The sequence below is a fragment of the Streptomyces sp. NPDC087906 genome (genome assembly GCF_055584925.1).
Genome location: NZ_JBVJLC010000004.1, coordinates 554,319 through 568,776, shown reverse-complemented (window position 1 = coordinate 568,776; position 14,458 = coordinate 554,319). Strand labels below are relative to the sequence as shown.

Annotated in this window: 13 protein-coding genes and 1 tRNA gene; 5 read left to right on the top strand and 9 right to left on the bottom strand. The window is 70.0% G+C overall.

Going from position 1 to position 14,458, the window contains the following annotated elements; genetic code table 11:
• Window positions 1-895 precede the first annotated feature (895 nt).
• The gene (locus tag ACZ63I_RS16260) at window positions 896-1,753 is read left to right on the top strand and encodes a DUF6551 family protein (RefSeq protein WP_469339115.1); all 858 of its coding nucleotides are present in this window, start codon (window positions 896-898) and stop codon (window positions 1,751-1,753) included.
• Window positions 1,754-1,899: 146 nt separating this feature from the next.
• Here the strand turns inward: ACZ63I_RS16260 and ACZ63I_RS16255 are convergent.
• A tRNA-Cys gene (locus ACZ63I_RS16255) sits at window positions 1,900-1,971 on the bottom strand.
• A gap of 183 nt (window positions 1,972-2,154) precedes the next feature.
• Here ACZ63I_RS16255 and ACZ63I_RS16250 point away from each other — a divergent pair.
• The 4 genes from ACZ63I_RS16250 to ACZ63I_RS16235 all read left to right on the top strand — a co-directional run bounded on the left by ACZ63I_RS16250 (window position 2,155) and on the right by ACZ63I_RS16235 (window position 7,743).
• On the top strand, window positions 2,155-3,669 hold the full coding sequence (locus ACZ63I_RS16250) for an MFS transporter (protein WP_469339114.1): 1,515 nt from the start codon (window positions 2,155-2,157) through the stop codon (window positions 3,667-3,669).
• A 435-nt stretch (window positions 3,670-4,104) separates the two neighbouring features.
• A complete protein-coding gene (locus ACZ63I_RS16245; RefSeq protein WP_469339112.1) occupies window positions 4,105-5,895 on the top strand; it encodes a DEAD/DEAH box helicase in 1,791 nt (596 codons plus the stop codon).
• Between the two features lie 383 nt (window positions 5,896-6,278).
• Entirely contained in the window at window positions 6,279-6,920 is a 642-nt protein-coding gene (locus ACZ63I_RS16240; RefSeq protein WP_469339111.1) for an IclR family transcriptional regulator, read from the top strand.
• A 34-nt stretch (window positions 6,921-6,954) separates the two neighbouring features.
• A complete protein-coding gene (locus tag ACZ63I_RS16235) occupies window positions 6,955-7,743 on the top strand; it encodes a S16 family serine protease (protein ID WP_469339109.1) in 789 nt (262 codons plus the stop codon).
• Here the strand turns inward: ACZ63I_RS16235 and ACZ63I_RS16230 are convergent.
• From ACZ63I_RS16230 to ACZ63I_RS16195, 8 genes are all read right to left on the bottom strand, one after another.
• The gene (locus ACZ63I_RS16230) at window positions 7,673-9,058 is read right to left on the bottom strand and encodes an MFS transporter (protein WP_469339108.1); all 1,386 of its coding nucleotides are present in this window, start codon (window positions 9,056-9,058) and stop codon (window positions 7,673-7,675) included. The two genes, ACZ63I_RS16235 and ACZ63I_RS16230, sit on opposite strands and share 71 nt — an antisense overlap.
• A complete protein-coding gene (locus tag ACZ63I_RS16225) occupies window positions 9,055-9,264 on the bottom strand; it encodes a hypothetical protein (protein ID WP_469339106.1) in 210 nt (69 codons plus the stop codon). The genes ACZ63I_RS16230 and ACZ63I_RS16225 overlap by 4 nt, the downstream gene beginning before the upstream one ends.
• A gap of 13 nt (window positions 9,265-9,277) precedes the next feature.
• Window positions 9,278-9,904, bottom strand: a complete 627-nt coding sequence (locus ACZ63I_RS16220; RefSeq protein ID WP_469339105.1) for an ArsR/SmtB family transcription factor — start codon at window positions 9,902-9,904, stop codon at window positions 9,278-9,280.
• 138 nt (window positions 9,905-10,042) lie between these two features.
• Window positions 10,043-11,032: a glycine betaine ABC transporter substrate-binding protein gene (locus ACZ63I_RS16215; RefSeq protein ID WP_469339104.1), complete on the bottom strand. Its 990-nt coding sequence runs from the start codon at window positions 11,030-11,032 to the stop codon at window positions 10,043-10,045.
• Complete coding sequence (locus ACZ63I_RS16210; RefSeq protein ID WP_469339259.1) at window positions 11,032-11,784, bottom strand: ABC transporter permease; 753 nt, start codon at window positions 11,782-11,784, stop codon at window positions 11,032-11,034. The genes ACZ63I_RS16215 and ACZ63I_RS16210 overlap by 1 nt, the downstream gene beginning before the upstream one ends.
• Before the next feature lie 74 nt (window positions 11,785-11,858).
• The gene (locus tag ACZ63I_RS16205) at window positions 11,859-13,067 is read right to left on the bottom strand and encodes an ABC transporter ATP-binding protein (protein WP_469339258.1); all 1,209 of its coding nucleotides are present in this window, start codon (window positions 13,065-13,067) and stop codon (window positions 11,859-11,861) included.
• A gap of 76 nt (window positions 13,068-13,143) precedes the next feature.
• On the bottom strand, window positions 13,144-13,791 hold the full coding sequence (locus tag ACZ63I_RS16200; protein WP_469339102.1) for an ABC transporter permease: 648 nt from the start codon (window positions 13,789-13,791) through the stop codon (window positions 13,144-13,146).
• Between the two features lie 116 nt (window positions 13,792-13,907).
• Window positions 13,908-14,393 carry an Lrp/AsnC family transcriptional regulator gene (locus ACZ63I_RS16195; RefSeq protein WP_469339101.1) on the bottom strand — a complete coding sequence of 162 codons (486 nt, stop codon included), beginning with the start codon at window positions 14,391-14,393 and terminating at the stop codon, window positions 13,908-13,910.
• Between the last annotated feature and the right edge of the window lie 65 nt (window positions 14,394-14,458).

The following is a 14,458-nucleotide window of genomic DNA, read 5'->3' as shown; positions in this document are numbered from 1 at the left end:
GACCACGCTGAAGCGAGCTTCCTTGTAGGTGAGTTGGTGTAGCAACGCGCGCCAAGACTGTGAAGAAGCCCGGCAAGGCGTGGAGGGTCCACGCGTGGCTGAGGCACTGGAGTGAGATCGTCGCGCCCCTCGCCGTCAACGACAACACGATGGTCGAGTACGGCGTCGCCGCGCGCAGGCACTTGATCCCCGGATTGAGGGCCCATCGGCTCGACAGGCTCACGCCTGCACCCCTCGCCCTCGGACTGTGCCACGGGGAAGTGCTCGGTCTGAGACGGGAGGAGGTGGACCTTGGCGATGGACTCCTTGTTGTCCGGCATAGCCGACACCGGCCGCAGTCCGCCCATGCGTGCGTGGACCCCTGCGGGTGCAAGGCCGCTGGACATTACCCGCAGAGGCTTCGACGACCTCTGAGCACTGAGAGGAGAACCGGGTTGGTCTTCTCGGATGAAGACGGCCCCAGCCCGTCCCACCGCCGGGACCGGACCGAATGGAAAGCCCTGCTCAAGGAGGCGCGTTTGCGACGGACGTCTACATGACACCCGCGATCTGGCCGCGACAGTTCGACTGATTCTCGGCGTTCCGGAGTGTGCCGTTGTGGGCCTCCTGGGTTGGTCAACCACGGCCATTGCCAACCGCCATCGGCGCGTGCTGGATGACTTGCGGACGGACGACGCGAGACAGGTGTACCTGACCTGACAAGCCATCTCGTTCGGCGAGTCTGTGGGAGTGCCTTACGTGCATGTGTGGGCGTGCCGTCTGAGTCGGTAATTCGGGCGCTCAATAGCCCCGTTGCCCGATAGTCTGATCATCGCTTAGTCATCGTCTCCCGCATACGGGAGCTGACATGTGTCGTCGTCACCCCCGCTGGAGTGCTGACACAGGAGGAGGAGCCTTGCCCGGCAAGGACTACAGCTACGACATCCCGGACCACCCGATTGAGTACACCAAGGTGGACCCGAGGACCATCAAGTTCGACCACCGCGCGCAGCGCAACCTCAACAAGGCCCGTGCGGCAGCCATCGCTGAGAAGCTGGTTCCCACCGCACTCGGGACGCCGATCCTCTCTCAGCGCGATGACGGTCTTTACGCGGTGGACGGTATGCATCGCGTCTACGCCTGCCAACTTATCCTGACCGGGAAGGTTTCAGTCCCGGAGGAGGTTCGCGAGGCTATCCAGACGATCACCTGTGAGGTCCACTCCGGAGTCTCTATGGCGAATGAGGCGTCACTGTTCATCATCAAGAACAAGGAGTCCTCGAAGGTCGGTCCGAATGACGAGTTTAGGATCGGTGTATTGGCTGGGCATCCGCTGTTCCAGGACACCAACACCGTCCTGGAGAAGCACCAGCTCAAGGTAGGCAGCAGCAGCGTCAACGGCGTGCGCGGCATCAAGGGGATCCTCAGCATCGTCATGGAGCACGGCCCCGACATCCTGGACCAGTCGCTCACCATTGCTGAGGATGCCTGGGGTCGTACCCCGGACACCTGGCACTCCGTCACTATCGGAGGCATTGCCACGGTGATGTCCAAGCATTCCGGTGAACTGGATCCCCAGGAGCTGGCGCAGAAGCTCAAGCGCCAAGGTGACCCCACATCCTTCAGGGCCAAGATCCAGACCATCGCCACCAACAACAACACGCGCCACGACGGCACCAAGGGCCGCCTCAAGGCGGCTCACTTGGCGGTTGCCTCCGCCTGGAACGCCAACCGTCGTGTCAACCGCATCCCCGTCCCGAACATCTTCGAGTAATTCCGTCTGACGCGCTGCCCCGCTCGCTAGCTACGGTGCCGGGCATCGCGCCGTCTTCGCTCGTATCCGTCAACTGAGACGGACGCCGAGAGGGTGGCACCCTGCCTGAGGTGCCACCCTCTCGTCTTGCCAGTTCAGGCAGTCCGAGGCCGTGGCGGGAATCGAACCCGCGTAACTCGCTTTGCAGACGAGCCCCTGAGCCATTCGGGCACACGGCCGAGCGCTTCACTTCCATGACCGTACGGCCGTCGTGCCGTCCCGCTCAAGAGTGCCTCGCGCCCTGCCATACGACCGCCATACGCCGTTCACAGTGCGCGGGCCCCGGTCGTACGACCAAGGGACCAGCCTCGCTCCGACCCGCGACAGGGGTCATCGGCCGCTGAGCCCCTTACGCTGAGCCCATGACCGCCCTGGAACCGCGCGACGCCGATGTCGTGCACGCCGATGTGATTCGCGCCGACGTCCTCGCCCCCGCGACCGCGAGCGGGACCGAGCCGCGCGCGTTCGTCGACGACACCGGCGGGGTGCTCGGGAAGACCCATCGGGCCCTGAGCATCGGCATCGTCTCGGTCGTCCTGCTGATCGCCTTCGAGGCGACCGCCGTCGGTACGGCGATGCCGGTGGCCGCGCGGGAGCTGCACGGCATTCCGCTGTACGCCTTCGCCTTCTCCGCGTACTTCACCACCAGCCTGTTCGCCATGGTGTTCTCCGGCCAGTGGGCCGACAGGAACGGTCCGCTCGCGCCGCTCGCCGCCGGGATCAGCGCCTTCGCCGCCGGGCTCGTCATCTCGGGGACGGCGTCCTCGATGTGGCTCTTCATCCTCGGCCGCGCCGTCCAGGGGCTCGGCGGCGGGCTCGTCATCGTCGCGCTGTACGTCGTCGTCAGCCGCGCCTACTCCGAGCGGCTGCGGCCCTCGATCATGGCGGCCTTCGCCGCGAGCTGGGTCGTCCCCTCCGTGGTCGGGCCGCTCGCCGCCGGCACGATCACCGAACACCTCGGCTGGCGGTGGGTCTTCCTTGCCATCCCCGTCCTGATCGTCGCGCCGCTGGTCCTCGCCCTGCCCGCGATCCGGCGGATGGCGGCGGGCCCCGCCGACCTCGCCGCCCCCGTCCGCGCCTTCGACCGGCCCAGGATCCGGCTCGCCCTCGGCATCTCCCTCGGCGCCGGGCTGCTCCAGTACGCCGGACAGGACCTGCGCTGGCTCTCGCTGCTCCCCGCCGCCGCGGGGGTGGCGCTGCTCGTGCCCGCCGTCCTCGGCCTACTGCCGGCCGGCACCTGGCGGGCGGCCCGCGGGCTGCCCTCGGTGATCCTGCTGCGCGGTGTGGCCGCCGGGTCGTTCATCGCCGCCGAGAGCTTCGTACCGCTGATGCTGGTCACCCAGCGCGGCCTGTCGCCGACGATGGCGGGCTTCTCGCTCGCGGCCGGCGGCGCGACCTGGGCGCTCGGCTCGTACCTCCAGTCACGGCCGCGCATGGAGCGGCACCGGGAGCGGCTGATGGCCGCCGGCATGGTGCTGGTCGCCGCGGCCGTCGCCGCGGCGCCGAGCGTGCTGATCGAGTCCGTACCGGTCTGGACACTCGCGGTCGCGTGGGGCGTCGGCTGCCTCGGCATGGGCGCGGTGACCGCCTCCACGAGCGTGCTGATGCTCAAGCTGTCGGCGCCGGAGGAGGCGGGCGCCAACTCGGCGTCCCTGCAGATCTCCGACGGCCTGTCGAACGTGCTCCTGCTGGTGGTCGGCGGCGTGGCCTTCGCGGCGCTCGGCGGCGGCGCCGTCGGGGAGGCCTCGGTGCACGCGTCGGACGCGACAGCCGCGCACCCGGCCGCCTTCGTCGGGGTGTTCCTGCCGATGGCGGCGGTCGCGCTCGCCGGGGTCTGGGTCGCCACTCGGGTCCGGACTCCCCAGCCCCAGCCGTAGCCGTAGGCACAGGGGCGTGTCGGTACGGGCACCGCGCCGGTCGCGTCCGGCGGGTGCGGGGCGCCCACTCGGGGCTTCTCGGATACGGACCCGATAACCGGAGCGCGGGCCGGCGCCGGCGCCCGTATGACTCCGGCGGCCGTCTGACGGCAGTCGCGCCGGCCGGGGGACTGGGGCCGGGGCCCGGGGCCCGGGTCGTTCCCCGGGCCGCTCGGACACGGACGCCGCAGCCGCACGCGTGGGGCCCCGGCGATATGGGCGCCTGGCGGGGCGCCCACCCGGGAGCGGACGCCTCAAGCCGCGCGCGTGTGACTCCCGTCCCATCCCGGCCGCCGTCCGCGTTCCTACGAGGACCGCGCCGCGCCCCCGGTAGGGTGGCCCGGTTGTCGTACGCAGTAACCCCCGCCCGCGCCACCCACGTCCGAACCGGAGACCGTGACTACTTCCGCCTCCCCCTCGCATCACCTCTCACCCGCCTTCCCCGGCCGGGCCCCCTGGGGTACCGCCAACAAGTTGCGCGCCTGGCAGGAGACGGCGCTGGGGCGGTATCTCCAGGAGCAGCCGCGTGACTTCCTCGCCGTCGCCACCCCCGGCGCAGGGAAGACGACCTTCGCGCTGACCCTCGCCTCCTGGCTGCTGCACCACCACGTCGTGCAGCAGGTGACCGTCGTCGCGCCGACCGAGCATCTGAAGACGCAGTGGGCCGACGCCGCGGCGCGGATAGGGATCAAGCTCGACCCCGACTACAGCGCCGGCCCGGTGAGCAAGGAGTACCAGGGCGTCGCCGTCACCTACGCGGGCGTCGGCGTACGGCCCATGCTGCACCGCAACCGCTGCGAGCAGCGCAAGACCCTCGTCATCCTCGACGAGATCCACCACGCCGGGGACTCCAAGTCCTGGGGCGATGCGTGTCTTGAGGCCTTCGAGCCCGCCACCCGTCGGCTCGCCCTGACCGGTACGCCGTTCAGGTCCGACACCAACCCCATCCCCTTCGTGGCGTACGAGGAAGACAACGACGGCATCCGCCGCTCCGCCGCCGACTACACGTACGGGTACGGCAACGCCCTCGGCGACGGCGTCGTCCGGCCGGTCATCTTCCTCAGCTACAGCGGCAACATGCGCTGGCGCACCAAGGCGGGCGACGAGATCGAGGCCAAGCTCGGCGAGCCGATGACGAAGGACGCCATCTCGCAGGCGTGGCGCACCGCGCTCGACCCGCGCGGCGACTGGATGCCCAACGTGCTGCGCGCCGCCGACCAGCGGCTCACCGAGGTCCGCAAGGGCATTCCGGACGCCGGCGGTCTGGTCATCGCGAGCGACCAGGAATCGGCGCGCGCCTACGCCAAGCTGCTCAAGGAGATCACCGGTACGAAGGCGACGGTCGTCCTCTCCGACGACACGGGTTCGTCCAAGCGGATCGAGGACTTCGACGCCAATGAGGACCGCTGGATGGTCGCCGTCCGCATGGTGTCGGAAGGCGTCGACATCCCGCGGCTCGCCGTGGGCGTGTACGCGACGACGATCTCGACGCCGCTGTTCTTCGCCCAGGCCGTCGGCCGTTTCGTACGGTCCAGGCGGCGCGGTGAGACCGCTTCCGTCTTCCTGCCGACCATCCCGAACCTGCTCGGCTTCGCGAGCGAGATGGAGGTCGAGCGCGACCACGTGCTCGACAAGCCCAAGAAGGCCGGCGAGGACGACGTGTACGCCGAGTCCGAGAAGGAGATGGCGGAGGCCGAGAAGGAGCTGGACGAGGACACCGGCGAGGACGACCAGATGTCGTTCGAGGCGCTGGAGTCCGACGCCGTCTTCGACCGGGTCATGTACGACGGCGCCGAGTTCGGTATGCAGGCGCACCCGGGCAGCGCCGAGGAGCAGGACTACCTCGGCATCCCCGGGCTGCTCGAACCCGACCAGGTGCAGATACTGCTCCAGAAGCGGCAGGCGCGGCAGATCGCGCACAGCCGCAAGAAGCCGGACGACGAGGCGGATCTGCTGGAGCTGCCCGCCGAGCGGCGGCCCGTCGTCTCCCACCGCGAGCTGCTGGAGCTGCGCAAGCAGCTCAACACCATGGTCGGGGCCTACGTCCACCAGAGCGGCAAGCCGCACGGGGTGATCCATACGGAGCTGCGCCGGGTGTGCGGCGGGCCGCCGAGCGCCGAGGCGACGGCGGGGCAGCTCGGGGAGCGGATCAAGAAAGTCCAGGAGTGGGCCACCCGGATGCGCTGAGCGGGCCGGGCGGCGGCGCGCCGCCGTCGTCCTGTTGCGGTGCGCCCGTGGCGCCCTGCGGCGGTGCGCCTGTCGCGCCCTGCGGCAGTGACCCGTTGTCATCCTCCATCCCATGAATTGTCACGAAACATCGGCATTCGGTCGGACTCGAAGCCCGAATAGCCACCAACTGCCCTTCGATGCCCGGATTCTGGACGAGGTCTTCCAGTGAGCGGTGCCGGTCGATAATCTCGCGGAAATGTAAACGCGCCGTGGCAACGCAGCCTCGGAGCGCAGCCGGTGTGCCAGATTTTGTCGGCGGCCTCTCGCGTGCGTCGCCGTGGGACCGGTGCCGCCACCTCGCTGGACGGCCGCCGTCACACACTCCGAAGGGGGAGGGCGTCGTGACCGCGGAGACATCTCAGACGCTCGACAGAGGACTGCGTGTCCTCAAATTGCTCGCTGACACCGACCACGGCCTGACCGTCACCGAGCTGTCCAACAAGCTCGGCGTCAACCGGACCGTCGTCTACCGACTTCTCGCCACACTCGAACAACACACCTTGGTACGCCGCGACTTGGGCGGCCGGGCCAGGGTCGGCCTGGGTGTGCTGCGGCTGGGCAGGCAGGTGCATCCGCTCGTGCGGGAAGCCGCCCTGCCGGCCCTGCGCTCGCTCGCCGAGGACATCGGCGCCACCGCGCATCTGACGCTCGTGGACGGTACGGAGGCGCTGGCCGTCGCCGTCGTCGAACCGACCTGGACCGACTACCACGTCGCCTACCGGGCCGGCTTCCGGCACGCGCTGGAGCGGGGCGCCGCGGGCAAGGCGATCCTCGCCGCCCGTGGCAGCACCCTCACCGAGCCGCGCTGCACCCTCACCCACGGTGAGTTGGAGGCGGGTGCGAGCGGAGCCGCCGCCGCACTGATCGGGGTGACCGGCATAGAGGGGAGTGTGGGGGTGGTGATGCTCGCCGACGCCGTACCGGAACGGGTCGGTCCGCGCGTGGTCGACGCCGCCCGCGAAGTGGCCGACGCACTGCGCTGAACGGGGGACGGGCGGGGGCCGATAGATTGGCACCGTGTTCTCTCGTCTCTCGCGCCCCCTCGGCCTCACCCTGTGTGCCCTCCCGGTCGCCGCGCTGCTCGTCGTCGTCGGTCTCGCGCCGCTGCCGTACGCCGTCGCGGGACCCGGGCTGACCGCCGATGTGCTCGGCGCTGACAAGGGGCAGCAGGTCATCACGATCACGAAGTCGCCCACCCGCAAGACCAAGGGGCAACTGCGGATGACGACGATCGTGGCGACGGGGCCCTCGGAGGACGTCGACTTCGGGGATGTGCTCGACGGCTGGTTCCGTACGGACCGCGCCGTGCTGCCGCGCGACTCCGTCTATCCGGCGGGACAGTCGGACAAGCAGATCCTGAAGCACAACACCAACGACATGGTGGAGTCGCAGAACGACGCGGTCGACGCGGCGCTCGGCTATCTCGGCAGGAGCCCGAAGAGCGTCGACATCAGCCTCCATCTCGCCGATGTCGGCGGCCCCAGCGCCGGTCTGCTCTTCGCCCTCGGCATCGTCGACAAGCTCGACGGCAACGGCTCGGGCGGCGATCTGACCGGCGGCCGCACCATCGCCGGTACGGGCACGATCGACAGCTCCGGCAAGGTCGGCGCGGTCGGCGGTGTCTCCCTGAAGACTCAGGCGGCGTCCCGCGACGGGGCGACGGTCTTCATCGTCCCGAAGGCGGAGTGCGGGGAGGCGGGTTCGGAGCTGCCGAAGGGGATGCGGCTGATCCCCGTCACGACGCTGAAGGGCGCGGTGTCCGCGCTGCGGGCGCTGGGCCGGGGAGCCCACGTCCCGAGCTGCTGACCTCGGTGGCGCCGACCTCGGCGTCCCTGACCTCGTCGGTGATCGATTCGTCGCCGAGCCCGCGCCCGCCGAGCCCCCGCCAGGCCGGGAACACCAGCGGACTCAGCGTCACCAGCAGAAACGCCCCGCCCATCACCAGCAGTGCGGGACCGAGTCCCGCCCCCGCGACCAGCAGTCCGGCCGTGAGACCGCCCAGCGGCATCGTCAGCTCGCAGCCCGCCGTCAGCGCGCCCGACACCCGGCTGCGCAGCGCCTGCGGCACCCGCTCGTACGTCACGGTCGTCAGGATCGGGTTCAGCGCCCCCGCCGCCACACCGGCGGCGCCCATCGTGACGGCCAGCGCGATCACCGAGTCCGTGAGACCGGCCGTCGCGTACCGGGGCGCGCCGCACAGCACCACGCACACCGCGAAGACCGCGTAGCGCGAGAAGCGGTGGCCGAACGCCCCGTACAGCAGCGCCCCGAGCAGTCCACCCGCGCCCCATACCGCCGAGACGACGCCGAGCGCCGTCGGGCCGCCGAGGTCCTGCTCGGCGTGGACGGGCAGCAGTACGGCGACCCAGCCCTGGTCGAGGCCGTTCATCACCATCACCATCAGGACGACGGCCAGCAGCAGCCGGGACTTGAGCAAGTAGGCGTAGCCCTCGCGCAGTTCGGTGCCGTACGTCCGCAACGAGACCGGTGCGGCGGCCTTGACGGGTTCGGCGGAGCGTATTCCGCGCAGCCCGGCGGCGACCAGCAGCGCCGACAGGCCGAAGGACGCGGCGTCCACGAGCAGCGCCCACTGCGCGCCCAGGACCGCGATCAGCACACCGGCCACCGCCGCGCCGATCATCCGGGCCCCGCGCTCGACGGCGTCGAAGAGGCTGGCGGCCCGGGGGAGTGTGGTGCCGGCATGGGCCGCCAGGTCGGGCACGAGCACATAGCGGGCGGTCTTGCCCGGTGTGTGGACCAGGCCGACGATGCCGACCAGCACGCACAGCGTCCAGAACGGCAGCATCCCGGCCCGGTGGAGCAGCGGTACGGCCGCCACGGCGAAGGCGCAGATCGCGTCCGTGCCGATCGAGACCCGCCGCCGGCCGATGCGGTCGATCACCGGGCCGCCGATCACCGCCGACACGACGATCGGGAGTGTGGCGCAGAAGGCCACGACACCCGCGCGGCCCGCGCTGCCGGTGGTCTGCAGCACGAACCAGGGAATGCCGACCGCACTCACCGCGGTACCCGCGGCGGAGACGGCGTTGGCGCCCAGCACCGTGGTCAGCGGTACGCGTGACGCCTTCGGTTCCGTTTCGCGTCCCCCCGGCGCGCTCATGCCGTACGGACCAACTGGCTCGCGGCACCCGGGTTGTTGACGAGGCGCAGCCCCAACTCGACCAGCGCCCAGCCCAGTCGGGGGCGGAGCTGCCGGGCCGGCTGCCGGTCGGCGACCACCTGGCGGTACGTGGCGTACGCGGCGGCCTCGGCGCGCAGTTCGGCCGAGCGCAGGGCGTGGAGCTGGAGTGCGGTGTGCGGATTCATGGCGGTGATCCCTTCAGTTCTTCTTCAGCGGAAAGGCGTGTACGTGCAGGCGGACCTGCGCGGTGTTCTCGTCCGCTTCCGGCAGGGCGCGGTCGCGGTAGCTGTCGATGAGCGCGTGGATCTTGCCGTCCAGCTCGCCCAGGAGCTCGGGCGTCAGGCGCAGGGTGAAGTCGCTGAGATCGGCCCTGCTGGACCACTCCTCGGGCCAGTCGTGCCGGGTGCCCAGGAACCCCCCGATCTCCTGGCCGTGCATGGTGGCGACCTCGTGGACCAGCACGTCCAGGGCACCGCGCACCTCGGGACTCGGGTTCTGGTACAGCGCGGCGTCGACCAGGACGCCGCCGTGGGCCGCCTTCCACCAGCGCTCCCTGCCCTTGCCGCGCTCCGGATCGTCCTCGACGAAGCCGTGAGCGGCGAGCTGGCGCAGGTGGTAGCTGGTGGATCCGCTGGACTCGCCCATTTCCTCGGCCAGTTGGGAGGCGGTCGCGGGTCCGTTGTGGCGCAGGCTGGTGAGCATGCGCATCCGCAGCGGGTGGGCGAGGCCCCGCAGGGTGCGCGGATCGAGCTTGTGCAGCTCGGGCTCCGAGGTGCTGTCGGTGTCAGCGTCGGTTTCGGCGTCGGGGGTGCTGTCGTCGGGCATGGCTCAACAGTAGAGTTGCAAAGACACCATTGCAAGGATTTTTTGCAGAGAGTCTTTGCAACTTCGCCGGGTCACTCGTTCGGCGCAGCCGCCCGTGACAGCCGCCCATGACCACCCGCCCATGACCACCCGCCCGGGTCAGCCCGCCTTGATGAAGCCCGCCTTGATCAGCCAGTCCTTCGCCACGTCGTGCGGATCCCGGCCCGCCACGTCCACCTGCGCGTTCAGCTCCTGCGCCAGCGGTGTCGTCAGCCGCTTCGACAGCGGATCGAGCAGCCGGGCGATCTCCGGGTGCTTCTTGAAGGTGGCGGTGTGCAGCGCGGGCGCCGCGTCGTAGATGGGGAAGAAGTGCTTGTCGTCGTCCAGGGTGTCCAGGTGCATGGCCTTGATCCGGCCGTCCGTCGTGTACACCTCGCCCAGCAGACACGAGCCGCCCTTGGACACCTGGGTGTAGATGATTCCGGCGTCCATCTTCTTGATGTTGCCGGCCGGCAGCTTCATGCCGTACGCCTTCTCCATCCCGACCAGTCCGTCGTCGCGCGCTGCGAACTCGTTCTCCACGCAGACCGTCACGGCCGACGGGTCCTTCTTCGCCAGCGCCGCCACCTGGGAGAGCGTCCTGAGCTTGTACTTCCTGTTGTTGGCCTGGCTGATCCCGAGCGAGTAGGTGTTGTTCAGCGTCGACTTCGGCAGCCAGGTCACGCCGTGGGCGACATCGGCGTTCCGTACCGCCTCCCACTGCTTCTGCGGGTTCTGGACGGGCTTCGCGTTACCCAGATAGGTGATCCAGGCCGTGCCCGTGTAGTCGTACATGGCGTCGGCGTCGCCCTTCACGATCGCCTCGCGCGCGCTGATCGAGCCCGGCAGATTCGTCCGGTCGAGCACTTCGGCGCCCGCCGCCTTGAAGATCAGGCCGATCATCTCGCCGAGGATGATGTTCTCGCTGAAGTTCTTCGACGTGACGGTCAGCGAGGCGCCTCGCAGCGGCTGACCGATGCCCAGCCTGCCCGGCACCACGTCGTCGACCAGCGGCGAACCGCTCTTCAGACCGCACCCGGCCAGCAACGGCCCGCTCAGCAGCGCCCCGGCCAGCACCGGCCCGGCGAACCGAAGCAGACGGCGCCGCATCACTCGTCCTCCAGCCCGCGCGGCGTGAGGACGACCTCCACCAGCGAAGCCAGCCAGTCGATGATCAGCGCCAGCGTCACCGTCAGCACCGAGCCGATGATCAGGACCGGCATCCGCTGGGTCTGGATCCCGGACGTGATCAGGTCGCCGAGGCCGCCGCCACCGCCGAAGGTCGCCAGCGTCGCCGTACCGACGTTCAGCACCAGCGCCGTCCGTACGCCGGCGAGGATCAGCGGTACCGCCAGCGGCAGTTCGACCCTGCCGAGCGTCCCCGCCGCCGACATGCCGATGCCGCGGGCGGCCTCGACCAGATCCGGATCGATGGCGCGCAGCCCGGCCACCGTGTTGGAGAGCACCGGGAGCACGGCGTAGATCACCATGCCGGTGATCGCCGTCGAAGGGCCGATGCCCAGCCAGATCACCAGCAGCGCCAGCAACCCGATCGCCGGGGTCGCCTGGCCGATGTTGGCGAGGGCCGTGACCGCGGGCGCCGCCTTGGTCAGCCGGCGCCGGGTCAGCGCGATGCCCACCGGAAGCGCGATGAGCAGCACCCAGAAGGTGGAGATCGCGGTGAGCCGGACGCTCTGCCACAGCCGTAGCTGGACATTGCCGCCCGACAGCGAGTTCTCAGCGATGGAGTCCAGGTGGATATGGGTGATCCACAGGATCGTCGCCGCCAGCACGAGCGCCACCACCAGCGGTACGGCGACCAGCTTCTGCCAGGTGATCCGCCGCTTCGGCGCCGTCGGCACGTACGCGGTCGGCTCCGGCTCGTCGTTGAAGCGCTCGGGCCGCTCCGGCCGCTCGGGGACCTTGACCGGGGCGCTCACCCGGCACCGCCGTCCTCCGCCAACTCCCGCTGCCCGTGCTGCTGCTGGTGCTGCTGGTGTTCCTGGTATTCCTGGTGCTCGAAAGCGGTGCGCCGGTCCGCCTCCAGCATCTCCTGCACGGAGGCCATCAGCGTCTCGATGTCCACGACGCCGAGGTACTCGCCGCGCCGCCCCGTCACAGCCACCCGCCCGCCGCTGTCGGTGAGCACCGCCTCCAGCGCGTCGCGCAGCGTCGCGTCCCTGGTCACCGTGTCACCCACGAGCTGTCCCGCCCGCGCGAGCGACCCCTCGGCGCGCGCCAGATCGCCGCGCCGCAGCCACTTGTACGGGCGGTGCGCCCCGTCCAGCATCAGCAGCTCGTTGTGCGGTCCCGCGCGCAGCTTGGCGGAGACCGCTTCGAGCGGGTCGTCGACCGACACCGTCGGGAACGCGGCGACGCCGACCTCCCGTACCCGGGTCAGATTGAGCCGCTTCAGCGCGGCCCCCGCTCCCACGAAGCCCGAGACGAAGTCGTCGGCCGGGTTGGTGAGGATCGCCTCCGGGGTGTCGAACTGCGCGATGTGCGAATGCTCGCGCAGCACGGCGATCCGGTCGCCGAGCTTGATCGCCTCGTCGAAGTCATGCGTGACGAACACGATCGTCTTGTGCAGTTCGTGCTGGAGCCTGATCAGTTCGTCCTGCAGATGGTCGCGGGTGATCGGGTCGACGGCGCCGAACGGCTCGTCCATCAGCAGCACCGGCGGATCGGCGGCGAGCGCCCGCGCCACCCCGACCCGCTGCTGCTGGCCGCCGGAGAGCTGGCGCGGATACCGGCCGTGGAACTCCCGCGCGTCGAGCCCGACCAGATCGAGCATCTCCTCGACCCGCTCCCGCACCTTCGACCTGGACCAGCCGACCATCTTCGGTACGAGGGCGATGTTCTCGGCGACCGTCATGTGCGGGAAGAGCCCGGACGACTGGATGGCGTAGCCGACCTTGCGGCGCAGCTTCACCGGGTCGATCGACGTGACGTCCTCGTCACCGATCCTGATCCGGCCGGACGTCGGCTCGATCAGCCGGTTGATCATCTTCAGGGTGGTGGACTTCCCGCACCCCGAGGGACCGACCAGGATCACCGTCTCGCCGGGCGCGATGTCCATGGTGACGGCGTCGACGGCCGGCTCGGGGGTGCCCGGATACCGCTTGGTGAGGGCGTCCAGCCGAATCCCGGCGCCTGAGGCAGAAGAGCCACCGGACGCAGCACCCGTGGCAGCAGCACCCGTGGCAGCAGAACCCGTCGTCTCAGACACGGATCCCCCTGGAAATGGTCAGCCTGCCGAGCAGGATGTACGCGGCGTCGAACAGCAGCGCGAGGATGACGATCCCGATCGTCCCCGCCAGCACCTGGTTGATCGCGTTGGCGCTGCCCAGCGAGGCGATCCCGCGGAAGATCTCGTTGCCGAGGCCGGGGCCCGACGCGTAAGCGGCGATGGCGGCGATCCCCATCAGCATCTGCGTGGAGACCCTGATCCCGGTGAGGATCGGCGGCCAGGCGAGCGGCAGCTCCACCCGGAGCAGCCGGGCGGCGCGGGACATCCCGATGCCCTTCGCCGCGTCCACCAGCGCCGGATCGACGCCCCGCAGCCCGACGACGGCGTTGCGGACGATGGGCAGCAGCCCGTACAGCGTCAGCGTGATGACCGTGGGCGGTACGCCGAGCCCGACCAGCGGGATCAGCAGACCGATCGCGGCGAGCGAGGGGATGGTGAGCAGGGAAGCGGTGGAGAGGATCGCGAGGTTGCCCGCCCAGGGGCTGCGGTAGCTGACCACCCCGATGAGCACGCCCAGCGCCGTCGCGATGACCATGCACTGGAAGACCGCGCTGACATGCTGCAGGGCGTCGGTGACGAGCTGCTGGTGCCGGTTGCCCAGATACGCCCAGAAGCTCACGCGCTCTCCTCGCTCCGGGGACCCGGCCGACCAGTTCCCGTCCGCCCGTCGGTTCCTGTCCGTCAGCCGGTTCCTGTCCGCCCGTCGGTTCCTGTCCGCCCGTCGGTTCCCGTCCGTCAGTCGCCGTCGGCCGCCGCCTGTTCCACCAGCGGGATGATCCGCAGCGGTACGGGGTTCTCCATGACGATCGCCGTGGCGGCCCGCACAATGCCATCAAAACCGACAACCAGATCGATCACCCGCTGAAGATCGGCGTTGGAGCGCGCCACGAGCCGGCAGAGCATGTCCCCCTGCCCCGTCGTGGTGTGCAGTTCGAGCACCTCGGGCACGGTGTCCAAGTGGGCCCGTACGTCGGCGCCTTGGCCCTGCTTGATCTCCAGCGTGGCGAAGGCGGTGACGGGATAGCCGAGCGCCGCCGGGTCGACGTTCGGCCCGAACCCCCGGATGACGCCATTCGACTGAAGCCGGTCGAGCCGCGCCTGTACGGTCCCGCGCGCCACCCCCAGCCGGCGCGATGCCTCCAGCACCCCGATGCGCGGCTCGCGCGCCAGCAGCACGATGAGCCTGCCGTCCAGCGCGTCGATGCCGGAACCGCTGTCCATACCCGCCGCCTCCCTCGAAAACCCGTGGGCACCCCCATGCAGGGCAGCCTGTGCAGATAGCCCGA